Origin of the sequence: Runella zeae DSM 19591, from assembly GCF_000423565.1 — a bacterium.
GTDB lineage: Bacteria > Bacteroidota > Bacteroidia > Cytophagales > Spirosomataceae > Runella > Runella zeae.
This window is the reverse complement of sequence record NZ_AUIF01000035.1, coordinates 73,380-97,431: the sequence shown is the minus strand read 5'-3', so window position 1 is coordinate 97,431 and position 24,052 is coordinate 73,380. Positions and strand designations below refer to the sequence as shown.

General features: G+C 42.9%; 19 protein-coding genes. 4 read left to right on the top strand and 15 right to left on the bottom strand.

Annotated features, from left to right (window positions below; all coding sequences use genetic code 11):
• Positions 1-42 precede the first annotated feature (42 nt).
• The 8 genes from G563_RS0110445 to G563_RS0110415 form a co-directional block, all read right to left on the bottom strand.
• Positions 43-843 (bottom strand): 2-oxo acid dehydrogenase subunit E2, encoded by an 801-nt coding sequence (locus G563_RS0110445; protein WP_028665271.1) that lies wholly within the window; start codon positions 841-843, stop codon positions 43-45.
• Positions 844-993: 150 nt separating this feature from the next.
• Positions 994-1,869: a 3-keto-disaccharide hydrolase gene (locus G563_RS0110440; RefSeq protein WP_028665270.1), complete on the bottom strand. Its 876-nt coding sequence runs from the start codon at positions 1,867-1,869 to the stop codon at positions 994-996.
• Between the two features lie 160 nt (positions 1,870-2,029).
• Complete coding sequence (locus G563_RS0110435; protein ID WP_028665269.1) at positions 2,030-3,643, bottom strand: RagB/SusD family nutrient uptake outer membrane protein; 1,614 nt, start codon at positions 3,641-3,643, stop codon at positions 2,030-2,032.
• Positions 3,644-3,669: 26 nt separating this feature from the next.
• A complete protein-coding gene (locus G563_RS38855; RefSeq protein ID WP_229598479.1) occupies positions 3,670-5,751 on the bottom strand; it encodes a SusC/RagA family TonB-linked outer membrane protein in 2,082 nt (693 codons plus the stop codon).
• Entirely contained in the window at positions 5,706-7,127 is a 1,422-nt protein-coding gene (locus tag G563_RS38850) for a SusC/RagA family TonB-linked outer membrane protein (protein ID WP_229598478.1), read from the bottom strand. Before G563_RS38850 ends, G563_RS38855 begins: the two co-directional genes overlap by 46 nt.
• 79 nt (positions 7,128-7,206) lie before the next feature.
• Positions 7,207-8,301, bottom strand: coding sequence for a FecR family protein (locus tag G563_RS0110425; RefSeq protein ID WP_028665268.1), 1,095 nt, complete (start codon positions 8,299-8,301; stop codon positions 7,207-7,209).
• A gap of 99 nt (positions 8,302-8,400) precedes the next feature.
• Positions 8,401-9,012, bottom strand: a complete 612-nt coding sequence (locus G563_RS0110420) for an RNA polymerase sigma factor (protein ID WP_028665267.1) — start codon at positions 9,010-9,012, stop codon at positions 8,401-8,403.
• A gap of 60 nt (positions 9,013-9,072) precedes the next feature.
• Positions 9,073-10,239, bottom strand: coding sequence for a glycoside hydrolase family 88 protein (locus tag G563_RS0110415; protein WP_028665266.1), 1,167 nt, complete (start codon positions 10,237-10,239; stop codon positions 9,073-9,075).
• Positions 10,240-10,609: 370 nt separating this feature from the next.
• Here G563_RS0110415 and G563_RS0110410 point away from each other — a divergent pair, with 370 nt between their 5' ends.
• From G563_RS0110410 to G563_RS0110400, 3 genes are all read left to right on the top strand, one after another.
• On the top strand, positions 10,610-11,644 hold the full coding sequence (locus tag G563_RS0110410; RefSeq protein WP_028665265.1) for a LacI family DNA-binding transcriptional regulator: 1,035 nt from the start codon (positions 10,610-10,612) through the stop codon (positions 11,642-11,644).
• A 97-nt stretch (positions 11,645-11,741) separates the two neighbouring features.
• The gene (locus G563_RS0110405; RefSeq protein ID WP_028665264.1) at positions 11,742-12,260 is read left to right on the top strand and encodes a gluconate 2-dehydrogenase subunit 3 family protein; all 519 of its coding nucleotides are present in this window, start codon (positions 11,742-11,744) and stop codon (positions 12,258-12,260) included.
• Between the two features lie 6 nt (positions 12,261-12,266).
• A complete protein-coding gene (locus tag G563_RS0110400; RefSeq protein ID WP_028665263.1) occupies positions 12,267-13,985 on the top strand; it encodes a GMC oxidoreductase in 1,719 nt (572 codons plus the stop codon).
• Positions 13,986-14,427: 442 nt separating this feature from the next.
• Here G563_RS0110400 and G563_RS0110395 read toward each other — a convergent pair whose 3' ends face one another.
• Together G563_RS0110395 and G563_RS0110390 are read right to left on the bottom strand one after the other, a co-directional pair.
• Entirely contained in the window at positions 14,428-15,114 is a 687-nt protein-coding gene (locus G563_RS0110395; RefSeq protein WP_028665262.1) for a 3-keto-disaccharide hydrolase, read from the bottom strand.
• A gap of 27 nt (positions 15,115-15,141) precedes the next feature.
• Positions 15,142-15,729: a Uma2 family endonuclease gene (locus G563_RS0110390; protein ID WP_028665261.1), complete on the bottom strand. Its 588-nt coding sequence runs from the start codon at positions 15,727-15,729 to the stop codon at positions 15,142-15,144.
• 203 nt (positions 15,730-15,932) lie between these two features.
• On the opposite strand from G563_RS0110390, the gene G563_RS0110385 reads away from it, so the two are divergent.
• Complete coding sequence (locus G563_RS0110385) at positions 15,933-17,645, top strand: GMC oxidoreductase (protein ID WP_028665260.1); 1,713 nt, start codon at positions 15,933-15,935, stop codon at positions 17,643-17,645.
• A 144-nt stretch (positions 17,646-17,789) separates the two neighbouring features.
• Here the strand turns inward: G563_RS0110385 and G563_RS0110380 are convergent, their stop codons facing one another.
• From G563_RS0110380 to G563_RS0110360, 5 genes are all read right to left on the bottom strand, one after another.
• Positions 17,790-18,410: a hypothetical protein gene (locus tag G563_RS0110380; RefSeq protein ID WP_028665259.1), complete on the bottom strand. Its 621-nt coding sequence runs from the start codon at positions 18,408-18,410 to the stop codon at positions 17,790-17,792.
• 278 nt (positions 18,411-18,688) lie between these two features.
• Positions 18,689-19,069, bottom strand: coding sequence for a hypothetical protein (locus G563_RS0110375; protein WP_028665258.1), 381 nt, complete (start codon positions 19,067-19,069; stop codon positions 18,689-18,691).
• A 47-nt stretch (positions 19,070-19,116) separates the two neighbouring features.
• Positions 19,117-20,475, bottom strand: coding sequence for a vanadium-dependent haloperoxidase (locus tag G563_RS34305; protein ID WP_051210890.1), 1,359 nt, complete (start codon positions 20,473-20,475; stop codon positions 19,117-19,119).
• A gap of 116 nt (positions 20,476-20,591) precedes the next feature.
• Entirely contained in the window at positions 20,592-22,775 is a 2,184-nt protein-coding gene (locus G563_RS0110365; protein WP_028665257.1) for a TonB-dependent receptor family protein, read from the bottom strand.
• Between the two features lie 66 nt (positions 22,776-22,841).
• Entirely contained in the window at positions 22,842-24,005 is a 1,164-nt protein-coding gene (locus tag G563_RS0110360) for a DUF3179 domain-containing (seleno)protein (protein ID WP_028665256.1), read from the bottom strand.
• Positions 24,006-24,052: the final 47 nt, after the last annotated feature.

Sequence of the window (24,052 nt, the reverse complement as noted above, 5' to 3'; positions counted from 1 at the left end):
CTAGGACAAGTTACGCTCTAAAACACTAAGGTATGTGGTAGCTTAATTTTTTTCTAAAAGCGTAGGTTGAGCCACCATTTTTTTTAAAAATCGAAAAAGCTTTCCTCCATGAGAAGCATCCACCACCCGATGGTCAAGGGCCGCCCCTAAGGTCATGATCGTACGCGGCACGACTTGTCCTTCTACTACCCAAGGTTTTTGAGAAACCCCACCCATGATGAGTACAAAAGATACATTGGCAGAAGGAAACAAAGCCGGATAGCCAATGTCAAGCCCGATACTACCAATATTGGACAAAAAAAACGCCCCAAAATTGCTAGCCGAAAGCCCTAAGCTAGGGATAGAGACACCCCAATGAACAGTCAGGTATCTGATCATACCATACACCCACTTGCGAAACGGCCACGGAATCTTGGCTAGCAAGTCTTTAGAAGATTTAGCTTTGTCATCGCCTTTTTGGGCGATTTGGATTTGAGTACGCAGTAGCTCTACGAGCTGAGGCAAAGTATATGTATCTATTTTTTCTACTTTCACCGACCCCATTTCGCCGTTGTTCATCAATACACTCACCGTAGCGTCGATATGAGGATAGGGATAAATGTTCCCTCGCTTCCAGTAAGTATTAAATTCGGGGACTTCTTCTTTGATAGCACGCGCCGTTGCCAACAGAAAAAAGTGTGTCAATGTTGCTTTTATGCCTGCTTTCCTTTGGGTCTTGATGTAAGATTCTAAATCCGTAATGTCGATTTCGACTGAGCCAAAAATCTTTGAATCAGTAGGTTTGTCATAAATAGTAGAAGCAACTTTGCGCCAATTGGTATTGAAATCAGTAGAAGAAGTCATGCCACAAAGGTAAGATAGAAAGGCCCCACAAAACAAAGATGAGAATTGTTTGTGGAGCCTTTCGTGGTTTTCAAGAAATGGGCTGGAGGTAAGTCGGAAAACAAACCTGAAGAGTTGGAGTCTATTTACAATTGTCCTAAGTATTCTGTTTTATTTGCATTTGGCAGGATTAGATTTCACATAATAACTACGGAATGCCTTTGATTTGGGATTCATGCATCCCTCCAAATTAAGGAGTTTGATATTTCTAAAATCAATTTCTTGGCCTTCGCTCTGAAGCGCGATAAAGCCTTCCTTGAGCAACTTTCCATCTACTTTGATAGCAGGGTCGAAGCGGTTGGCTACTCCTCCACCTATTTGTGGTTTGGCATACTGCAATACCGTTTCACCGTTGATTTGGTGAGTAATGAGCGAATCTCCCAATACGATCAAATCTGCTTTGACCCACTCTTCTTTTTCGTAGGTTTTGGAAGTAGAATTGATGCAATGACGAGGGTCTTTTTTTCCTTCAAAAATCACATCCGTACCAGGCGAGCACATATTTCCGGTAGGGCGTGGTTTGCCATCGCCCAAACCCGCCAAAAACTGCATCTCAACCGAAATCGGCCAATCTTGCTCTTTGGGCATAGTACGTGGGTCTTGTGAATGAAACATCACACCGCTATTGAGGATGGTATAACTAGGAGCGTCTTTGCGCCATCGCCCCGTAAAACGATACTCCAAACTCAAATGGTAGTAAGAGTAAGGCGTATTGAAATACAAATGCCCATATCGCTCATTAAATTGCTCGTATTTGTCGTATCTTACTTTGATCAAACCATCTTCTACCCTGAAGGTCTCTCCATAATTATCCCCTACTTCGTGGTGGTGTATTTTGACGGTCCAATTTTTAATGTCTTTACCATTGAAGAGCGAAATCCAGTCTTCTTTTTCTTTGGAGGAAGAAGAGGTAAACGAAAATTGGGCAAAGACCAGCACCAACAACAGATAGGCGATTAGTTTTGAGGAGCTCACGAAAGGTTTCATCAGTGTTCTAAAATCTAGTTTTATGGATGTCCAATACTTCAAGCCGCTTCTCTTCAGGATATACCTATTTTTTCCAATAATTTGTATTTATAAAAAAGCAAATAGGCCGCCAAATTTTCACCGTGAAGCATTGGCGGCCTATCTCTTTATAAACTTTTAACTACCAACCTGGGTTTTGTTTCAACGCCGGATTGAGCGAAATCTCGTTGATAGGCAAAGGCCACAAATAATCCCGAGCAGGGTCAAATTTGCGGAAACTAGTAGCTTGCACCAAAATAAAACTGTCTGGCGTAAGATTGACAGTAGCAGGTGGAAATTCTGATTTAAAGAAATAAATACCCAAAATAGGCTTAGGAAGCTCGATTTCGGCGGTTTTCCAACGAATCAAATCCCAGTAACGGAAACCTTCTTGTGCCAATTCGGAGCGACGCTCGCGACGGATTTCTTCACGCATCGTAAGGCCATTGGTAGTCACCAAATCATTGGTCAATTTGGCTACGCCGGCTCTTGCCCGCAATCGATTGATAGTCAAATCCAAATCTGCGTCACTGATTTTGCTATCGAGTTCAAAACGAGCTTCGGCATAAATCAGTAGTACTTCGGCATAGCGCAATACAGGACGGTCGATAAGCGAGGCTTGAGTATTCCAGTCGTCGATATTGGCAAACTTACGGAACATATAGCCTGTTTTATTAAACGACAAGTTAGCAACGTCAAAAATAGGTTTTGTAGTCATCATTGGGTCGCCACGCTTCATAAAAGTAGCGCTCATGCGTGCGTCACGATTGGCAAACACTTCCAGCGTAGTCGTTGGGGTTTTGTACAAAGGTGATTTGGTAATAGGCAAGCCGTCTACCATTACATACGAATCAGAAAGTGCTTTGGTAGGGCTTGTGTTGCCGTTTTCAATCGAACCACGATAGTAATTGTGGGTCGCTACCCGGTCAGTCAGCGAAACGCCATATTGACGAACGATGATATTTTCGCGGTTTTGGCGGCCTTCTCCTTCATATTGAAAAAGATTGAAATAATTGCCAAACAGGTCGTGCTGCTTGCTATCTATCACTGCCTTGGCGGCGTTGTAAGCTGCGGTGAGATGAGGGATAGGGTCTCCGTCGTTATGAAATTTGGCACGGGTTCCTTCAAACAAGGCCACGCGAGCTTTGAAGGCCAAAGCTGCCGTGTTAGAAATACGACCATAGTTGGCGGTACCAAGTTGAGTGGGGTTTTGCAATTTAGAAGCTGCAAAATCCAAATCTTGGTACATCTGCTCCATGATTTGGGCACGTGTAGCGGCGGGTTCACGTAGCTCGGGCGATTCGTCGGTCAAGGTTTTGAGAATCAAGGGTACTCCTCCATAGCGTTGTACCAAAGAAAAATAACCCATTGCTCTAAAGAAACGCGCTTCGGCGATGTATCTATCCACGATGTCGGTGGCTACCCCCGTAGCTCTGGGGGCTTTTTCAATGATATTGTTGGCCGCTCTAATCAACTGATAAGGCGTATTGTAGCTTGCATCGGTAGAGGGAGCCAAGCGTGAACCATCACTGATACCATTGGCCGACAATCCGATGGCATCATCCGACCAGTTGTCGTCGGTATTGAAAGCAGGCATCCAAGTATAAAGGTAGTTGGCTGCTTGCTTAAGGTCCGATTCTGAGCGCCAAAAAGTATCGTCACTGATGGCAGTTTCGGGCAGTCGAGTCACATCACAAGCCGATAAACCTAGCAGTAATGCAAACGAGTAGGAAATATATTTGAATGTTTTTCTCATTTTCTGAATATGTAAAAAGTAAAACCTTAGAACGATACATTTAGCCCCACCGAAGCAGTGGCAAAAAATGGATAATCGTTTTCAACACCATTGCGAGTCTCAGGATCGTAGTAGCCTTGGAAAGCCCCCAAGCCCGAAATCGTAAACAAATCTTGCCCTGAGAAAAATACCCGAGCACGATCTACTTTTACTTTCTGCGTTAGTTTTGACGGGATGGTATATCCTACTTGAAGGTTTTTCAAACGCATGTATTTGGCATCAAGCGTCCATTTGTCAGAGGCAAGGTAGTTGTGCGTTGCGCCAGTGAAAGGGCGAGGATAAAGTGCATCGGGATTTTCGGGAGTCCAGTAGTCGCTATGAATCGCCAAAGGCTGCTTCCAAGTCACCAAACGAGGAGCAATAGACTCTGGATTTGGACGGAAACTCCGCTGCCCCACCCCTTGGAAGAAAGCCAAGAAGTCGAAACCTTTCCAGTCAAAACCTAAAGTAGCACCAAACAAATAGCGGGGCTGAGTTGTACCCAAATACACCAAGTCGCCATAATCATCTACGTTTCCTTTACCCACCGTCAAACGGCCATCGCCGTTGCGGTCGACGTACTTCACATCTCCTGCGCCCGTGCGGTTGTCTTGGAAAGCCGAAGCTTTTACTTCATCAGCTGACGTAAAATAGCCCGCCGTCTGATACCCCCAAAGGGTATTGATAGGATAGCCTTCGATGAGGTTGTTGAATCCCGCATTGATTACCCGACGACCTGAGAAGTTGATAAGTTTGTTTTGGTTGTCAGAAAGATTGAACGAAATGTTATAGTTGAAATCTTTGCCGATGCGGTCGCGATAGCGCAAATCAAGCTCCCAACCCCAAGATTTCAGCTCACCGTTGTTTTTACGAGGAGTAGAAATCCCAATTGTTGCAGGTAACTGCTGCGGGGTAAGCATGTTGCGGTTATACTTTACGTAGTAGTCAAAATTGGCCTGCAAATGATTTTGGAAAAATCCTAAGTCAATTCCCCCGTTGGTGGTTTCGATAGTTTCCCACGACAATGCCGCCGACGGGATGAAAGTCTGACCAATATAAGAGGTTCGCACATCGCCCAATACTAAGTTTGAATTACGAGAAAGTTGGTTAAGATAATCGTACACACCAAGCGTACTTCCCAAAGCGCCACCCAAGCGTCCCCATGAACCACGAAGTTTGAGTTCAGAAATAAAGCCGAGCGAATTGCCAAACCAAGCTTCACGATGTACATTCCAACCTACTGAAGCCGAAGGAAATACTTGCTTACGCAAACCTGGCGCTAGCTTAGAGCTTTCGTCTTGACGCACGGTAGCTTCAAAGAGATATTTGTCGGCATAGTTGTAATTGAAACGTCCAAAAACCGACTGGAAAGCATACGTTCTGATAGTTTCGCTGTTGCTTTTTGTAGCATCATCCCCCAAGCTCAACGTAGGCAAATCGTTGCTTACGAGGTTGTTAGCTTGGGTATATACACTTTCAAAACGAGAGTCTTCCCACTGATAGCCTCCCAATACGCTGAAGCTATGTTTGTCGCCAATTTTGAAATTATAATCCGCCAAAAACTGCAAATTTAGGTTTCTGGTCAAATCCCGCGTCACACGGTAAGAGTTGACTTGATTGATATACCGCAAAATACTAGTTCTTCCCCACAACGGTACCGTGCGTAAAAAGGCATTTCTGTTTTCGGGTCTAAATTGAGTACCTGCTACCGCACGTAGTGTGAGACCTTTTACAATATCAGCGGCCTTCAACGTAAACGTCCCGTCAAAATAGTTTTTGTCTAGGTTGTTATATCCCCCAGACTCCAACTCTGCATAAGCCGTAGCTGCTGACCCTGCACCACTGTAACGTCCCTCAGGCGTGAAGAAAGGCGTACGAGTCCGCAAACGATAAATCTGATACAGGATGCCACCTTCGTTGATAGTAGTAGATGCCGAGCGCGTCTTTTCTAAAGTATACGTCAAACGAGTATCCAACGACAAATGCTTGGTAAGCTGCGTTCCTAAGTTAAAGCGTAAGTTGAAACGTTTGTTGTTGTCAGGTCCTACTTTAAACACTCCTTGTTTTTCGTAATATCCGGCCGAAACCATAAAATTAACCTTTTCGGTACCCCACGCGCCGTGAAGTTGTGGGTACGCATAGAGGTATATTTACGGAGCAGCTGATCGGTAAGAGGTTGTTGGTTATAAAACAAGTAAGTATTGGTATCGGCAGGGTTGATAACATAAGGCACATTGTTACGAATTTGCTCCAAATCAAAATCGTTATATTCGGGACCAGCACCAGCGTTTCTTTGACCGAGGTTCACCAACTCAGCTTCTTCAAGCAAACTCATCCGTTTGGGGACATTGATAGCCCAATCGGTTCCATATTGTCCTAAGTATTCAAATTTTACTTTGCCAGCATTTCCTTTTTTGGTAGTTACCAAAATCACCCCACCCGCAGCTTGCGCACCATAAATAGCCGCCGCAGCCGCATCTTTCAAAACGCTCATGCTTTCAACGTCGTTAGGGTTCATGTTCAACAAAGTACTGCTAGGTACAGTTACCCCGTCCAATATCACCAAGGGAGGTACGTCGCCGTTGGCAGTAGTAGCACCTCTGATTTGCAGGTTAAGACTTTCACTTCCAGGCTGACCTGTCACCCTTGTGATAATCAAGCCTGGCGTAGTTCCTTGCAGTGCATTGGCGAGGTTGCTACTTGGGCGGTTTTGAATCACTTTGGAGTCGATAGTTGAGACCGCACCTGTCATATTTACTTTTTTCTGCACACCGTAGCCCACTACCACTACTTCTTCGAGGCTTTTATCATCGACTTCAAGGCTCACATTGAGCGTTGTGCGATTTCCTATTACTATTTCTTGTTTGGCGTATCCAATGTAAGAAAACACCAAAACCGACTTAGCATCGGGTACCGAAATCCGAAATCCCCCTTGAGGGTCGGTGGTAGCACCTCGGGTTGTTCCCCTTACCTGCACAGTCACGCCTACGAGCGGTTCGCCTTTTTCATCGGTTACTTTTCCCGTTACGTTTTGGTCAATGTTTTGAGTGGACAATACCGCCGTCGGTGTTGTAGTAGGTTGTAAGATTTCCAGCGAGCCTACTGTTTTTTTGAAGAGCACAATCTGCTTTCCTTTTACTTCATAGCCAATTTTCAAAGGGTCAAACACCTGCGTCAATACTTCTTTGAGGCTTTCATTTTTGGCATTTAGACTTACCTTTTGATTGGACTGAATTTCTTTGGGGTTGTACACAAAGCGTACCTTCGTGGTGCGTTCGATGGTACTCAAAGTAGTCTTGAGATCTTCATTTGAAAGTCGAAGTGTAACTTTCTGGTCAAGCATCTCCTGGCCTACCGCCTCGCGTGCATAAGACATACTCATACACAGTATCGCAATCAGCAGCTGTGTAAAGGAGATTTTCATGAGTGTCCAGCAAAAATTGGTTTTCTTGTAGAATTTATCCATGATGAAATAGTGGTTTTCTCATGGATGGCAGAAGGCAGATGAAGATACTGTTTTTTTTAAATTTTTTTTAAAAAAAAGTCTATTTACAACCTTTACTATGAATAATCACCTGAGCATCAACCATTTCGTAGGTCGAATGGGTAATTTTACAAATCAAGTCTAGTTTGTTAAACAGTGATTCTTCGGTAAGATTAGCGGTAAGGTAACAATCTTCCATATTTTTGGCATCATAGATAACCGAAATGCCATATATTTTTTCCAAAAACTCAAATACCTCAGCAATGGGCGTTTCCTCAAAAACAAACTCTTTTTTGGGTGCTTCCACAATCACTTCAGGACTTTCAACGATTGATTTCAGCAGCCGCTCATCGGTTTTAGAGTAAGCCACTTGCTGATTGGGAGTCAGCACTACGCCAGCTCTTATGTTATTGCTAGTTTCTTTTACTTTTTCTAGGTCTTTTCGGGTATAAACCGACACTCTTCCAGTTTTGACCCTTACCTGCACATCTTTGGCGTTTTCAAAAGCATTGACCATAAAGCTTGTGCCGAGCACCTGAGTCGAAATGTATTGTGTATGTACCCAAAAAGGTTTTTGAGGATTTTTAGTAATTTCAAAAAAAGCCTGCCCATCCAAAAATACTTCTCTCAGAGATTCTTGAAAAGGCTTAGGATAGCGGATTTTGCTATGAGGATAAAGTATAACAGTACTTCCATCCTCAAATGTAAATTGCTGACGTTGGGTAGTGCGATTGGTATGTTCGAGGTAATTATCATTGAGTGGCGTGCTTACAAAAGACACCGCCGCCGAAATGGTATCTTGATGATAGAAATAAGTATATATTCCGAGCCCTGCGGCCAATACCAACAGCACCGAAGCTACTAATCGAAAATGGTTAGAATTCCAAAAAGAAAATGGAGCACGAGGAGGCGCTGCCAATATCTCTTCCGTAATATAGTCCAATTCTGATTCACTAAGCGAAATCCCAACCTCTTCCTCTTCCAATGCCCACAAAAACGCCTTAGCAAGTCGTATATTCTCCTCACAATCAGGATTTTGAACTAGCCACTCTTCCCAGAAATGAGCGCTTTCGGGGTCATTTTGTATTACCCATTTGCGAAAACGCTCATCCCGGGCAAAATCTTCGAATCGGTAGTGTCGATACGGAGTATTCATTACTTCCTATTTTCGTGTTTAGAAAAGGCAGAGGTTGTTAAAGAGCCTTTTTAGATAGATAGCAGAAACGATTACGAAATACTCATTTTTTCAAACTTTTCAAAAAACAAATATTTTTAAAACACCCACCAACGCATAAATAACCTGCCAATTGTCTCTGAAAAGCTTAAATGCCATCTGCAATAAATTCGAAACCGATTGAGGATGAATATCCATAATTTGGGCGATTTCTTCGCGTTCCAAATTTTGATAAAATTGCAAATAAATCGCTTCTTTTTGTCTTTTAGGCAACTGCGCCAGCAAGCGGCCTACCCTTTGAGTAAGATAAGCCATATCCTCTTCTTCAATCAAGGAAGATTCGTGAGAAAACTCAATAAAATGCCCATCGTTTTCGAGGTTGAGGGGGGCATCATCTCTTACGATTTGCTGACGCACTCCTTCACGCATTACATTTTTGCGTACCGAACTTAGCAAATACGCCCGAACACTGTCGGGCGTAGTAAGACGGTCGCGGCGCTGCCATACCTCAATAAAAACTTCTTGAACACAATCCTTTACAAAAGCTTCGTCTCTGACAAATTTGTAGCCGTAGTTTTGTAAAGGATTGAAATATTTTTTGACGAGCTTTCCCAAGGCTAATTCACTCCCACTTTTCAACTGAATCCAGAGCTGAGTATCAGAATTAATAGACTGGTTATCAGGAATTTTCATAACACAGAAAATATCAAATGAGAAAGATGTAAGAATAGGCCATCACTTTTGGCTAAGGTATTATTTCTTCTTTTTTCGCAAAGCATCATAGCGCAACAACCCCTCTAAATAATAATAATCTGCATATACAAGTGGCACATCAATCTCCGAATTACCCAGTTTGTGTCCTACGCTATGTTGTAATATAAAATGATTGTTTTTGCCCAACTCAGCTTTGTAAGGAGGTTTGGAGAGACTTTCGAGCATTTTTACTGCCGAATCATAGTACAGCTTGGCATCTTTGCCGCCGTAGGTACTCAATTCTAGCAATGCCGATGCCATAATCGCCCCTGCCGAAGCATCGCGCTCTTCGCCTGGTTTGCTATAGTCCCAATAAGGAATCTTGTCGGCTGGGAGATTAGGATGATTAAGCAAGAAAGTCGCAATTTTACGCGCAAAATCAAGATACTTAGGATCTTTGGTTTCGCGATACATAACGGTATATCCATACAATCCCCACGATTGTCCACGCGCCCAAGGAGATTCGTCTTCGGCACCTTGGTGATTCTTTTTGGCAAGCACCTCGCCGTTTGGCCCGTAGCATATAACGTGATAAGCGCTGTTGTCGGCACGATAATGATTCTTGAGCGTATTGTCAGCGTGAGTGACACTTAGATTATAAAGCTCTTTGTTGCCAGACTCACGAGCTGCCCAAAACAAAAACTCTAAATTCATCATGTTGTCGATGATGACCGGATACGTATATCCACCTTTGAAGCTATTCCAAGACTTAATAAGCCCTACTTTTGGGTCAAAGCGCGTTGCCAATGATTTGGCTCCTGTGAGCATGATGGGTTTATAAGCCTCGTTTTTGGTAAGACGATAACCATTTCCGAAAGGACAGTAAATCATAAAACCCAAATCGTGCGTACCGGTATTGTACTGTTCTTTCTCCACAGCCATGGTCCATTTGTCAGCTGCTTCTTTCCATTTATCTTGCTTAGTATACTCATAAATATACCAAAGAGACCCACCAAAGAAGCCACTACACCACCAGCTGGATTTCATATCGCGTGGCGAACCGTCAGGATTAGTAGATTGAGGAAACTTAGTAATGTCGGGGTGAGATGCCAACATCCCTTCATACTGTTTAGCTGCAAACTCAAATTCTTTTTTCACGTCGATTTTGGGCTGACTCCAAGCAGAAAACGCCCAAATACTAAAAAAAAGGGTATAAATCTTTTTCATCAAAAATGAGGGGTTAATTAAATTAAGCGAAAATTAAAATCACAAAAAAATACAATTTTTATTTAACCAAGGTATTCATTTCTTCAAACAGTACCATTATTACTAAAACCAATAAAAATTCTTTTTCTACTTTAAAAGTATGAGTAAATTGATATTTAAAGAAGAAAAAACGCAAAACATTTTCGCAAAATAGCGTGTGGTTGTTTGCAAACGTAACCGCAAACGTTTGCGGTTTTTTATTTCATGTTTTTCATACCTAAAAAAAATTAAACTATTTTTGTTATATAATTTTTTACTAAAATTACATTTTATTCTCTCTTACCTTGTTCTTCTAGTATATAATATTGCAAAAGTTATATTTCCTAAACCCATGACCAAAAACGCACCTGTCACCATCAAAGACATTGCCCAAGCGCTCAATATTTCGGCCTCTACTGTGTCACGGGCATTGCGTGGAATGCCCGAAATTCACCCCGAAACTCGCCAAGCGGTACTCCAATTGGCCCAACAATTAGATTATCAACCCAACCAACTTGCCAAAAGCCTCGTTAAGAGTCGTACCAAAACGATTGGAGTGATTTTGCCAACGCTGAGTTACTACTTTTTTTCATCAGTACTCAACAGCATCGAAGAGGCCGCTATGCAAGCAGGCTATAGTGTAGTAGTGTGTCAAACCAACGAATCTTATTTGAGAGAGGTAGCCCAAATCCAGAACTTACTCAATAGTCAAGTAGAAGGGTTTATTATTTCATTGGCCCGTGATACTCAACATTTTGACCATATCAACCGATTACTACGAAAGCAAATCCCCGTGGTGATATTTGACCGCTACGACGAAAGCCTCGAAACCTCCAAAGTAATCGTCGACAACAAACTTGCCGCTTTTAAAGCCACCGAGCATCTTATCGAAAACGGCTGTCAACGCTTGGGCTGCTTGGCTGGCCCTCCTAGCCTTTTGATTAGTAATCAACGACTGGCTGGTTTTAGAGAAGCTCTCCAAAAGTACAATTTACCCTATACAGACCGTTATATATTTCATAGCGATTTTACGCCCGAAAATACCATCATGCAAGCACTCAATATGATGAGTCTCCCTCAGCCCCCTGACGGTATCCTGACCATGAGCGACCGCATTGCGTTTTCGACGATGTATGCTTTTAAACAAAAAGGCATTAAAATTCCAGAAGATGTAGCAGTGGTAAGTTTCAACAACGAACCTACCTGCATTTATCTTTCGCCCTCGCTGACAAGTGTCAATCAGCCCATTCAAGAAATGGGCGCCCAAGTAGTAAGGCTCCTTCTTAGACAATTGGAGTCCGAACACAATACTCCCGAGACCATTACCCTCTCTACTCAGCTTATGATACGGGAATCGTCGATGCTCTCTTCCAAAAAATTTGCGTAAACTATCTTTTTTTTGTTTTATTTTGAATGGGTAATAAAAACCTGCCGTGCGACTTTAATAATTTAAACTGAATTGAATACCCAACTGATAAATGATTATGCAACGACGTTCTGCCATTAAAAACCTAACCATGGCTATGGGAGGCTTGTTAAGCCTTCCTTCTTGGGCTTCTGGATGGACTCCCGACTCCATCGGGTCTGTTTCTATGCTCTCTTTCAACGAAGAAAATACCTTGGCCGAAATTGTAGAAACCATCATTCCCGAAACCAACACCCCTGGCGCAAAATCGCTTAAAGTACATCAATTTGCGATGCGAATGGTGAATGATTGCTACGCCGAGCCTGCCCAGCAAAGTTTTAAACAAGGCCTCAAAACTACCGACGATGCGGCTCAAAAAGCCTACAGTAAAGGGTTTGTAGAATGTACCCCGCAGCAGCGTCTTGAGCTGCTGAAACAATTGTCGACTTCCTCTGATACTAATGCCAAGCAGTTTGTAAATACCATCAAAAACTTGACGATTCAGGGATACATGAACTCTGAGTATGTGATGGTAAATATCCAAAAATACAACATGGCTCCGGGTTTTTATCATGGCTGTGTACCTGTCAAAAAATAAATCAAAATGTCATATTTCAATATAGATTCTGTAAAAGACCGTACTTTCGATGCTATCGTTATCGGGTCGGGAATTAGTGGTGGCTGGGCCGCAAAAGAACTCACAGGCAAAGGTCTCAAAACCCTGGTTTTGGAGCGTGGGCGCAATGTTCAGCACGTGACAGATTACCCTACTACGTTCAAAAATCCTTGGGAGTTTGAGCACCTCAATCAAATCCCCAAAGCTATCAAGGATGCCAACCCCGTAGTAAGTCGGTGTTATGCTTTCAACGAAGATGCTGCGCATTTTTTTGTGAAAGATGCCGAGCATCCTTATGTTCAAGAAAAACCCTTCGACTGGATACGTGGCTATCAAGTAGGCGGAAAATCTCTCCTCTGGGCGCGCCAAACCCAGCGTTGGTCACAATACGATTTTGACGGGCCTACCCGCGATGGCTTCGCGGTAGAATGGCCTATCAATTACAGCGACATCGCGCCTTGGTATAGTTACGTAGAAAAATTTGCGGGCATTTCGGGTAACAAAGACGGCTTACCGCAGCTTCCTGACGGAGAGTTTTTGCCGCCTCACGAACTGAACTGCGTGGAGAAGTATTTTAGCCAACAAATGGCCAAACACTACGGAGGGAGTCGCCCTATCATCATCGGGCGGTGCGCTCACTTGACCAAACCCAATCAGATTCATTATGACCAAGGCCGCGCTCAATGTCAAAACCGCGCCCTTTGTCAAAGAGGATGTCCGTATGGAGGCTATTTTAGCAGCAATGCCTCCACGATTCCGTGGGCGGCTAAATCGGGCAAAATGACTCTCAAACCTGATTCGGTGGTGCATTCGATTATCTACGACGAAAAACTCGGTAAAGCCTCAGGCGTGCGAGTCATTGATGCCAACACCAAGGAAACAACCGAATATTACGCTAAAATCATCTTTGTGAATGCGGCGGCTTTAAATACCAACTTGATTTTGTTGAACTCAACTTCCAATCGTTTTCAAAATGGATTGGGCAACGACAATGGCTTGCTTGGCAAATACATCGCTTTTCACAACTATCGCACGAGTATCTCAGGTGAATACGAGGGGTTTTTGGACACCACCACCGAAGGCATTCGCCCCAATAGTGGCTACATTCCTCGTTTTAGGAATTTATTAAAGCAAGAAACGGATTTTATTCGTGGGTATGCAGCGGGTTTCGGTGGAAATCGCATTACTTACAACGACCGCTCGGGCTTCGGCGAAGACCTCAAAAACAATCTTGCCGAAAAGAAATATGGTAACTGGCGCGTAGGTTCACACATGATGGGTGAAACCATTCCCAAAGAAACCAACTACGTGGCTCTTGATGCTAACTTGAAAGATCCTTGGGGGATTCCTCAGTTGAAAATCTCGGTAAGCTACGACGACAACGACGAGAAAATGATAAAGGATTATCATGAACAGTTGACGGAGATGTTTACGAAGGCAGGTTTTACAAACATCAAAACCCATGATGTACCCAACAAAGCACCCGGCCTCGACATTCACGAAATGGGCGGCTGCCGCATGGGAAAAGACCCTAAAACGTCTTTACTCAATAAGTGGAACCAACTTCACGCCTGCAAGAATGTATTTGTGACCGACGGCGCTTGCATGACTTCGACCGCTACCCAAAATCCGTCGCTTACTTATATGGCTCTCACTGCTCGCGCCGCCGACTATGCCGTAAAGCAGTTGAAAGCTAAGAATTTATAGTCTGTCCCCGCCCCCGGCCACGTTCAGAACGTGGCCGGGGGTTAGATGCATTAAGGTAAACGCAGGCAACGTTCAGAACGTTGCCTGCGTTGATTTTAAGCCTTTATTTTACTTCTTTAGGTAACATCCTGATTACCTTCATATTACCACTTATAAACAGAATATGTATATCGTTCTGTTTTTCAAAAACATAAATAGATGCATGAACTTTAACGCAGGCAACGTTTAGAACGTTGCCTGCGTTGATTTTAAGCCTTTATTTTACTTCTTTAGGTAGCACCCTGATTGCCTTCATATTACCACTTATAAACAGAATATGTATATCGTTCTGTTTTTCAAAAACATAAATAGATGCATGGACTTTAACGCAGGCAACGTTCTGAACGTTGCCTGCGTTAAGCTTATTGCCTAAGGCTAAAGTAGATACATTTATTATTGATGCTTATTCCGAAATTTTGGTGATAGGAGTCAAAGCTACTTTCCTAAATTCTACTTCAGCACCTTCTGCTTGCAAGGCAATCTGACCTTTTTGAGCCGTACAATTGAATCCATGATTGACCATATCGCCATTGACCCATACCTTGATTTGGTCGTTGAGGCATTCTACAATCATCGTATTCCACTCTCCCAAGGGCTTTTCGGAATTGTCGGTTAGGTTTCTTACGCGGCGTTCTTTGCCTTCCGTTATCCCCCAATTTTCTTTAGGGCCACGGCGTTTTTCCATTTCAGGCACTTCGATGTTTTCTACAATACACCAAAAATCACCCGCATTTTGGTGCATCATCTGTGATTCGATAGATTTAGGAAACATCCCATACAACGAACGAGGCGTAGAAGCGTGCAACAACAATCCACAATTGCCCGGCGTACCAGCAAAACGATATTGCACTTCGACTCGGTAGTTTTGGTATATTTTATCCGTAATCAAATGCCCTTGCGGTTCACCCAAGCTTACTAACATCCCGTTTCTGATGATAAAAGGATTTCGGAGTTTGGTATCTTTGTCCATCGCAGGTACGTCGATGTGCCACCCTGTAAGGTCCTTCCCATTGAAAAGGCTTGTTTCTTGAGCATAGACTACGCTACAACAAAGAATAAAAAAAAGAGAGAATAGAAATTTTGCGGTCATATCAACTTGGGGTTTAGGAGTAATTTTTTAATCAAAAAGCTGGGCCAATTCTATTTCAAAATCAGGAAAAGCCCGCGAAATAAGGATATCTTCGTCGGTAAGTGGGTGAAGACCAATATAAATACCATCTTCATTGAGTACGTACTGAAACACATTACGGTCGTCGGGCTGGATGATCCAATATTCCTTTACCCCAGCTTCTTGATATACATCAAACTTCTGTTTCATTTCTTTTTTAGTATTCCCTGGCGATAAGATTTCAACTATCAAGTCAGGTGCGCCCACACAGCCACGGTCATCGAGTTTGTTGAGATCACAAATCACACACAAGTCAGGCTGAACCACCGTAAAAATCTGTTTATCTGACACTTGACCCTTTTTAGGCAATCTCACATCGAAGGGTGCTTGATATACTTTGCAAGGTCCTTTTTTGAATCTTTCCCAAAAAAGTCCAGTTACATTCCAAACAATCTGCTGATGACGCCGCGCTGGTGCAGGCGTCATTTTGTAAATATGACCTTTGATAAGCTCCAAACGCTCTTGAAACTGCCACGTCAAATAATCGGCATAGCTATATCGTTTGGTCAAATCTAAATCTTCAAATTTGGTAACCATGCTTAAATTTGAGGTTTTAATGGCACAAATACTTCCTAATCTTCGCCAAAGAATATCGCCTTGTGTTTTATATTTGATACAAAAACAAAGATAGCACAGATTTGTGTCAAAGAATAATTTTGCCCAATGGCAAGTAATTCACTTGACGCTGTTCTTTTTAAAAGTAAGAAAAATCCATATATCGACAATTCAGAAGTTTATTCATGGCGTACTTTAATATTGATTCAATCAAAGAACGGACATTTGATGCAATAGTGGTGGGCACGGGCATTAGTGGAGGCTGGGCTACCAAAGAGCTGACCCAAAAAGGGTTGCGTACTTTGGTACTCGAACGTGGGCGCGATGTAAAACATGTCATAGATTATCCCACTGCGATGAAAAATCCTTGGGAATTTCCGCATTTGGGTCAAGTACCCTTAGAGCTCAAACAAAAAAGCCCTGCTTCGAGTGGGCATTACATTTTTAAGGAAGAAACCGTTCATTTTGTAGTCAAAGACTACGAGCATCCTTTTATACAAGACAAGCCTTTTTCGTGGATGCGTGGCTACCAAGTAGGGGGACGTTCGCTGCTGTGGGCGCGTCAGGCACAACGCTGGTCAGATTATGATTTTGAAGGTCCCGCCCGCGATGGTTTTGCGGTAGATTGGCCAATCCGATACGCCGACCTAGCACCTTGGTATAGCTATGTAGAAAAATTTGTGGGTATAGCCGGCAACAAAGACGGCCTTTCGCACTTACCCGATGGTGAGTTTTTGCCTCCTCATGAGATGAGCTGTGTTGAAAAGCATTTTAGTCAGCAAGTAGCCAAAAACTACAACGACCGCCAAATTATCATCGGTCGCACCGCCAATCTCACCAAAGCCCAGGAGATTCATCATCAACAAGGCCGCTCGCAGTGTCAGAATCGGGTACTTTGTGAAAGAGGTTGCCCTTATGGTGGTTATTTTAGCAGCAATTCTTCGACGATTCCGTGGGCCGCCAAAACGGGTAAAATGACCTTAAAACCTCATTCGGTGGTACATTCGGTCATTTATGACGAGCAAAAGAAACGCGCTACGGGTGTGCGTGTGATCGATGCTCATACCAAAGAAATGACAGAATATTATGCCAAAATCATTTTCTTAAATGCCTCGGCACTCAATACCAACTTGATTTTGCTAAACTCTACCTCCAACCGATTCCCCAACGGCTTTGGCAACGACAGTGGCGTGCTTGGCAAATTTATCGGTTTTCACAATTATCGAGGCAGAGTATCGGCAGAGTATGACGGTTTTCATGATACAATGGCCGAAGGAAAAAGACCCACAGGAAGCTATTTACCACGTTTTAGAAATTTAGCAAAACAAGAAACCGACTTTTTGCGCGGCTATGCAGCTTCGATTAGTTCTTCCAAAATAGGCACTCCTACCGACAACTACCTAGGTGCTGATCTCAAAGAACAGCTCTTCAAACCCTCTACGGAAGGCTGGACGATGGGCGCTCAGATGATGGGAGAAGTACTTACTAAAGAAAGCAATTTTGTACGTCTCGACCCTGATTTGAAAGATGATTGGGGAATTCCTCAGCTGCGGATGTCGGTAGATTTTGACGACAACGACATGAAGATGGTACAAGATTTTTATGAACAGTTTTCGGAGATGTTTGCTAAGGCAGGTTTTAGAAATATCAAAACTTCTGACACAAAACGCGTTCCGGGCAACGAAAACCACGAAATGGGCGGCGTAAGAATGGGAAAAGACCCTAAAACTTCGATGCTCAACAAATGGAACCAAATGCACGCCTGCAAAAACGTATTTGTGTCTGATGGTAGTAGCATGACTTCCACCGCTACTCAAAACCCCTCTCTTACTTATATGGCACTCACCGCACGTGCTGCTGACTATGCCGTAAAGCAACTGAAAACTAAGAATTTGTAACCCCAACGCAGGCAACGTTCTGAACGTTGCCTGCGTTAAAGTTTGTAGCCTCTTTGCCAAGGTTGTTGCACGCGCTCTTAAAAGAAGAGGGAATGTTGAAGGACTAAATTTCAACCAAGTTTTGAAAATTTAGTAGGACTTTCCTTATTCGCCCGAAATCATTTTGGCGGTTACTTCTTTTTCGATAGTGATGTAGCCAGGATAATTGATTTGAGAATTACCAATTCCAAGCGTCGGCTTAAGTTTAATCGTCAATTTAGACGGTTGGGTATTTTGTTTTCCAGACAAATTTTCTACCATATTTACAAACGAATCACGAGTTTTGGCATCCGTGATAAGACGGTAGGCATTAGTCGAAAGCTGCATAGGTACGCGCGTAGTACCACCATTGGGTTGTACCTCGATACGTTGATCCCAAAAACCCGTAAAAACCTCATTTTCAGACAGTAAAACCTTATACTCAAATTGCGTAATACCCGCAAGTTGTTTGGTAGGGTTGGTTACGTCAAGATTGAGGCGGAGTTTGAGCGGCACCTCCTTACTTAGCAATGCCAAAGCAAGCTGCGGCGAACGCGACAAGTCAAAATCTTGGAGGTTTTGGAACTGACGAATATCAATCCCTGCTACGGTGATATTGTCGGCCGAAGCAATCGAATATTTACAATCACCCAAGGTCTTTACTTCAGAGATTTGTTTGGTAACAGCGCAGCGATTAAACACCAGCCCAACGGTCAAAAGCACTAACAATAAATTGATTTTTCTCATGATTAAATCTTAATAACAACTTTTAAAAACAGGATATTAACGTCGGTGATGAGGCAAAATTGTTGCTTGAAACTAATCTATACAACATCCCGCTTCTTTTTCAAGAGAAAATAAGGTAATCCCCAAATTTTTTGGACACAGAGTTGCTCGGAGTTTTACACTGAGTATCACAGAGACTAATTTGTTGATTATCTTATGGATGATATACTACCCCAGTGTTATTTTGTTTACTAAAAAAGTATAAATCATAACAAAAAAATAGGGAGAATTTCTCCTCCCTATTTACAAACTTCTTGAAGCATTCGTTCGGTTGCTACGTCAAAATCGTGTCGCTGTTCGGTGGTTTTGTATTGGACCGTAAACAAGCTATCCATCGTTTTGGTGATTTTATCGGCCAATCCACCCGTTCGCAGGGTTAGCTCATTTCGTATAGAATCAATTTCTTTGGATTGAGTGGCTGTAAGTGCCTTACCTGTTTTCATCAGGGAATCTTCCATAAACCGAATATCATTGGCTACTTTGAAGCGATATTCTTTCAATTGACGTGCTTCGCATTCGAGCGTAGCCATGAGCTTGGCATCTTTTTCGAGCTGCTGTTTAGTATTTTGTTGGCAGCCCATCATGAGAATTATGACTCCAACAATCAGATTTTTTTTCATGACAATAGATAAATTTTGGGGGTTGAAAAGGCAAAACCCCGTCGTTACTATTTAATATTTTGAGGCCACGAAATGGCTTTATATACATTTTCTCCAATACCGCGTCCCATTTCAAGACCTTTTTGGTTGTCCATTTGGTAATGAATACCGCCATACAGACGAGAGTTGGCGCATTCGAGCGCCATTTCGCTGAAATTTTTATACGAGCGTGGTGGAAAACCATGTTGTACCTGCGACCGGTCAGTAATCGTATAATTTCCATCGCCATTCGTAAAAAGCTTAATGAAGATTTTCTCCCCCACCCCAATCTCCGTTGCGTGTCCCGAAGTGTAAGCGGGAAAAGCCGGCGTACCAATAACAGTATTGAAGTTAGGGTCGATGTATTTTTGAATATAAGACACCGGACGAATCAATGAATAGTCATATTTGGCTTTCCAACAAGCAATAAAGGCGTCAATTTCACCAATGCCAAGCATGGCATAACCTACTACTGCTTTTTCAAGAGTGGCGTTGGTTTCTTCCAAAAGCTGCGTCATGATATTGAAAGTATGCCCTGTAGGTGTACAAGTAGCAAAAGGATCATCAGCCCAAAACTTAGCGATTTCGATTTGGTCTTTAGTGTTGGTTTTGACCTGATTATAGACTTGTTCGGCTTGTTTATAAAAAGCCGATTCCTTATCTACCGAAAAGGCAATAGGCTTGGAAGGAGTGGCATATTGCATATTGGAGGCGATGATAGGACGGCACTTGTACCAATAAGGACTCAAAGGAGTCGCGTTTTTGGCATCAGTAGGAACCCACTTATCAATTCCCGTAACGGGCGTAAAAGGTCTTGAAAAAGGATTGAGGTAAGAATCATGACCACCATCCGACTTTGAATATTCATAAATAGCGGTGGCTACTGCTTTACCATGCTTTACTGATTCATCAGCAAGGATTTGTGAAGTCGTTCCCTTAAACTCATTGTAATACTGCGCCTCCAAAGCATCGATTTTTTCTAAATTGGCAGGGCTCAGGTTTTTGTCAAACATATAGCGCATCATATCAGCTACTGCGGCATTGACTACTATTCCCCAGTGATAGCGCACATTGAGCGTCAGAGGAGTAGGCATGTCAGCTCTAAGTAATCGATTGATTTGACCAGCCAAAGGTTTGGCATCTGGAATACCACTATATACAGCTTCGTAGGCTGTAATACCTACATATCCAAAAGCCCGTGAAGCTTGAGGAGGCAAAAATCCCGCTGTTTCTTTCACTACGCGGCATTCAAGTTTGAACCATTCACGCAAGAAGTCTGCTGAATATTCTGAAACATGGTTGGCTTTTTGGGGCGTTACTACGTCACTATTGGTACAACTACCCATAATCAGTACAACGCTCAACACAGTAAATAACAAATTTTTCATAAAAGAAACTAGGTTTAAAAACAAGCGGACAGCGCCATTGTCAAGCAAGTTGAAAACTACCCTGCTGCCCGATTGCTACAGCTAAAAAATAGAATACAAAATCGAAAATGACTTTTCTATATCTTTATTCCCACCGTAGCTACGATACTACGCCCATCAGAAGGCCAAATACCCGGCCCGGGATAGAATGTAGGACGTTTTGTAAAATAGCTTTTATTGAGCAGGTTATTGATACCAAATCTTACAGTATAGCGGTTGGTAAGATGAAAGGTCGTATTTAGATCGACCAATGTATAACTAGGCACTAGCCCCCGTGCGCCATTGGCGGTGGGCTTAACAGTATTAAAAGCATCAGCGAAACTTTTGTCAACATAGCTCACCAGCAAAGTACCACTTAACCAACGGTGATTGAATTCGATACCATTTCGGCTTGTCCATTTGGGTACTGATTCTACCGCATTACCACTCACATCCTGATTTTCTTTACCATTACTTATTTTTCCATTGACATAACGAGCATCCATCAACGCCGTAGAAGTAAAGGCCGACAAGCGGGTTTTGTTGTTATGAATAAACTCATATTCTATGTACATCTCCAGCCCTTTGGTACGGCTATCGCCAATATTGGTACGAAAAATATAAGCCGTCCCGTCGGGGTCATTTAGGAGGAGGCTACCGAGTCGGTTGTTGTATTGGAGCAAAAACGCACTTATGTCATAATGCAAACGCCCCGTGCGCCCACTCAACCCAATTTCGGCATTATACCCATTGGCATCTTTGAGGTTTTTGTCGGCACGCTCTAGTACCGACGCCGGCACAATGTCTTTCAAAATCACGGGGCGATAAGCCTGCGAAAATCCACCATAAATCCGATTTTGGTGATTGAGTTGGTACTGAGTACTCATCCCAAACAACGGAAATCGGTGCGGAATGCTATTAGGAACTACTTCGGGCTTTAGATATCGTATGTATCCTGAGAAGTCTGTTTGACCGCTTTCCACCCGAAATCCCGGTGAAATTGACCATTTTGGTGTGATATAGAGCAAGTTTTCAACAAAAATCGCTACGTTTTTGGTGCGGAAGTGCATATCGCGTCCCCAATCATTGGGTACGACAAGCGTCAAATCATAATCACTTCCGGTGGTTCCTTTTCCCATTTGTCGGCGGTTGAGGTCGTTGCTCATGATTTGTATGCCTCCCACCACCGTACTACTCATAGCTCCCAACTGATATTGATGCGACAATCGCAGCTCCGAGGTAAAACTATTAAACTTATCAACATCTACCTGACGGTTTTTGTAATCGCCAGTGGCAGGGTCGATAGCGTCTTTTACGGTAGCAAAGGCATCAATCATGACACTGTTTCGGAAACCTAACACCATAGAGTTTGTCCATAACAAACGAGTACGGGGGCTAAGTTGCCAATCAAGCGTCAGGGAAGGCAAATAAATATCGGGCTGATAATAATTTCGCGACCGTGTAGACATGCGAGGATTGGCAGCAAACATACTATCGGTGAGAGGGCCAGGTATCTGATACACATAGTCGGTATGCCCTACTTCCGCCTTGAGCGAAAGCTTCGACGAAAAATCATACTGCAATCTCACCAACTGTGCTTGTGCTTCGGAACGGCTGTTTTTACGATAACCATTGGAGTTTCGGCGGTGATAATAAGCATAATAAGTCAATTTCCCGACCTTGCCACCTATCGCATTGTAAGAACTAAAAAGGCCAAATGAACCCACCGAATTGATACTTTCAAACCCAAATCTTTTGGTAGTATCGGCCTGTTTGGATACATAATTAATCATGCCCCCAAACTGCGCACCATACTGCAAAGAGCCTGTTCCGCGTACAATTTCTACCCGCTCAAACGACTCTGCGGGTGGATTATAGTGACTTGCAGGGTAGCCGTACATATCAGTATTTCCAATGACTCCATTATAACGCATATTAAATTCCCAACTACGGTGAGGATCAAGACCACGCGTAGAAAAATTGATTTGATTGCCAGAGCCATCCATATCATATACAAACACCCCCGGTATTTTTGCAAACATTTGTCGAGGAGTACGTTCAGCAATATTTGCATTAATACCCCCAAGCTGTATCACTTCATTTTTCTTACCTGCATAAAGATAGGTTCCTTGTCTATCTGGCAAGCGCTCAATTTGAATTCGTTGACGAGTACCAATGATTTCAATTTCCTTAAGAACACGTGCCGAATCACTTTTCATGGTTTGAGCATTTGTACCATAGAATGCTATTAACATCGCAATAACAGTGTAGATTCTTTTCATGAGTTAGAGGTCTATCCTGCTGTAAAACAGGACATTATTTATTGTATAACAATTATCGTGCCAAAATTATTTATACTGCTGCGTATCAGGATGAAAAGTACGCCAACTGTGCCAATATTCCTGATAAGCGTTCACCCTTACTAAGTCGGGGTGCGTCGGTTGGAGTGATTTTCCGAGGAGGGTGTATTTTATTCCTCCTGCATCAATGATAGTATCGTTTTGAAGGGCAAGTCTTTGTCCGGGTGTAGCACGTCGTAAGGCCACAAAACTTTGCTTATCAGAAGAAAGCAGAAGCGTAATAGGCAAATACCCAATCATATCGTTGATTACTTTGGCTCGTTGCAAATCATTCCAGTCATAGGCTTTGGTGCCACTACTTACTTCTACACCTACTACCCACGATTTTTCTTTCCACGAGGCAGTATCGCGCCGAGTAAGCGCCGATTTCTTTTTACCTGATTCATAAGTACTCATCGAATCATATTTTTCCTGAAACTTCGTATCAGGCTGCATCACTAAGCTCTGAGGGTGATAAGTAAACCACTGGGCAAGAGACACTTGAACTACATCTACTTCGGGCAACGTTTGCCCTTTAAGTTCACCAGCGATTGCTTCACCGTTGGCTTGTCTCCACCAGCTACCTGTAGTATTATCTTCAAACATAGCGTTGAAATGATCCATGCCTACCAAGCGAAAATGTTCCAATTTTCCGTTGACGATTGGTTCAAAAACCCTCCCTGTACGGCAAACCGTACAGTAAGTCACAATGATAGGCTTTCCACCCAAAGTATCCCTAACCTGATGATGATAGCCAATGTATTGAATCGGATAAGCCCGTGCTTGTCCATTGATTTCAACACCAATTACCAATCGTTTCGGGTCAACTTTGTTTTCGGCAGCATTCTTTAAAACTAAAGTGGAAGGTTGATAAAACATGGAGTCGGCAGCCATGATGAAATTAGCCACATAGACCACTACCAAAGCCCCTCCCAGCACGCTACCCGCTATCCATTTGGTAATTTTTGATGATTTATTCTGAAACAAAGACCAAGCCCCCGCCAAAACCATAACCCCAAAAATAGCCCGAAAAACCCAGCGCCAAGTGTGCAAAAAATAAGCGATGTCGATGCTGTTTATACGTTGACTACCGGGCATGGGCATAATAAAATACACATTGGCTATTTCAAACAGCACCAAACCAATAATACCGATATAAAAAACTACTCTCATAAGTCATTGTTTTTGAAGCACTTTTAGATTCATTTTTCAGAAAAGCC

Excerpts from the sequence above, each read along its gene's own strand:
- G563_RS0110445 (WP_028665271.1), bottom strand. The coding sequence starts at position 843 with ATGACTTCTTCTACTGATTTCAATACCAATTGGCGCAAAGTTGCTTCT.
- G563_RS0110440 (WP_028665270.1), bottom strand. The coding sequence starts at position 1,869 with ATGAAACCTTTCGTGAGCTCCTCAAAACTAATCGCCTATCTGTTGTTG.
- G563_RS0110435 (WP_028665269.1), bottom strand. The coding sequence starts at position 3,643 with ATGAGAAAAACATTCAAATATATTTCCTACTCGTTTGCATTACTGCTA.
- G563_RS38855 (WP_229598479.1), bottom strand. The coding sequence starts at position 5,751 with ATGGTTTCGGCCGGATATTACGAAAAACAAGGAGTGTTTAAAGTAGGA.
- G563_RS38850 (WP_229598478.1), bottom strand. The coding sequence starts at position 7,127 with ATGGATAAATTCTACAAGAAAACCAATTTTTGCTGGACACTCATGAAA.
- G563_RS0110425 (WP_028665268.1), bottom strand. The coding sequence starts at position 8,301 with ATGAATACTCCGTATCGACACTACCGATTCGAAGATTTTGCCCGGGAT.
- G563_RS0110420 (WP_028665267.1), bottom strand. The coding sequence starts at position 9,012 with ATGAAAATTCCTGATAACCAGTCTATTAATTCTGATACTCAGCTCTGG.
- G563_RS0110415 (WP_028665266.1), bottom strand. The coding sequence starts at position 10,239 with ATGAAAAAGATTTATACCCTTTTTTTTAGTATTTGGGCGTTTTCTGCT.
- G563_RS0110410 (WP_028665265.1), top strand. The coding sequence starts at position 10,610 with ATGACCAAAAACGCACCTGTCACCATCAAAGACATTGCCCAAGCGCTC.
- G563_RS0110405 (WP_028665264.1), top strand. The coding sequence starts at position 11,742 with ATGCAACGACGTTCTGCCATTAAAAACCTAACCATGGCTATGGGAGGC.
- G563_RS0110400 (WP_028665263.1), top strand. The coding sequence starts at position 12,267 with ATGTCATATTTCAATATAGATTCTGTAAAAGACCGTACTTTCGATGCT.
- G563_RS0110395 (WP_028665262.1), bottom strand. The coding sequence starts at position 15,114 with ATGACCGCAAAATTTCTATTCTCTCTTTTTTTTATTCTTTGTTGTAGC.
- G563_RS0110390 (WP_028665261.1), bottom strand. The coding sequence starts at position 15,729 with ATGGTTACCAAATTTGAAGATTTAGATTTGACCAAACGATATAGCTAT.
- G563_RS0110385 (WP_028665260.1), top strand. The coding sequence starts at position 15,933 with ATGGCGTACTTTAATATTGATTCAATCAAAGAACGGACATTTGATGCA.
- G563_RS0110380 (WP_028665259.1), bottom strand. The coding sequence starts at position 18,410 with ATGAGAAAAATCAATTTATTGTTAGTGCTTTTGACCGTTGGGCTGGTG.
- G563_RS0110375 (WP_028665258.1), bottom strand. The coding sequence starts at position 19,069 with ATGAAAAAAAATCTGATTGTTGGAGTCATAATTCTCATGATGGGCTGC.
- G563_RS34305 (WP_051210890.1), bottom strand. The coding sequence starts at position 20,475 with ATGAAAAATTTGTTATTTACTGTGTTGAGCGTTGTACTGATTATGGGT.
- G563_RS0110365 (WP_028665257.1), bottom strand. The coding sequence starts at position 22,775 with ATGAAAAGAATCTACACTGTTATTGCGATGTTAATAGCATTCTATGGT.
- G563_RS0110360 (WP_028665256.1), bottom strand. The coding sequence starts at position 24,005 with ATGAGAGTAGTTTTTTATATCGGTATTATTGGTTTGGTGCTGTTTGAA.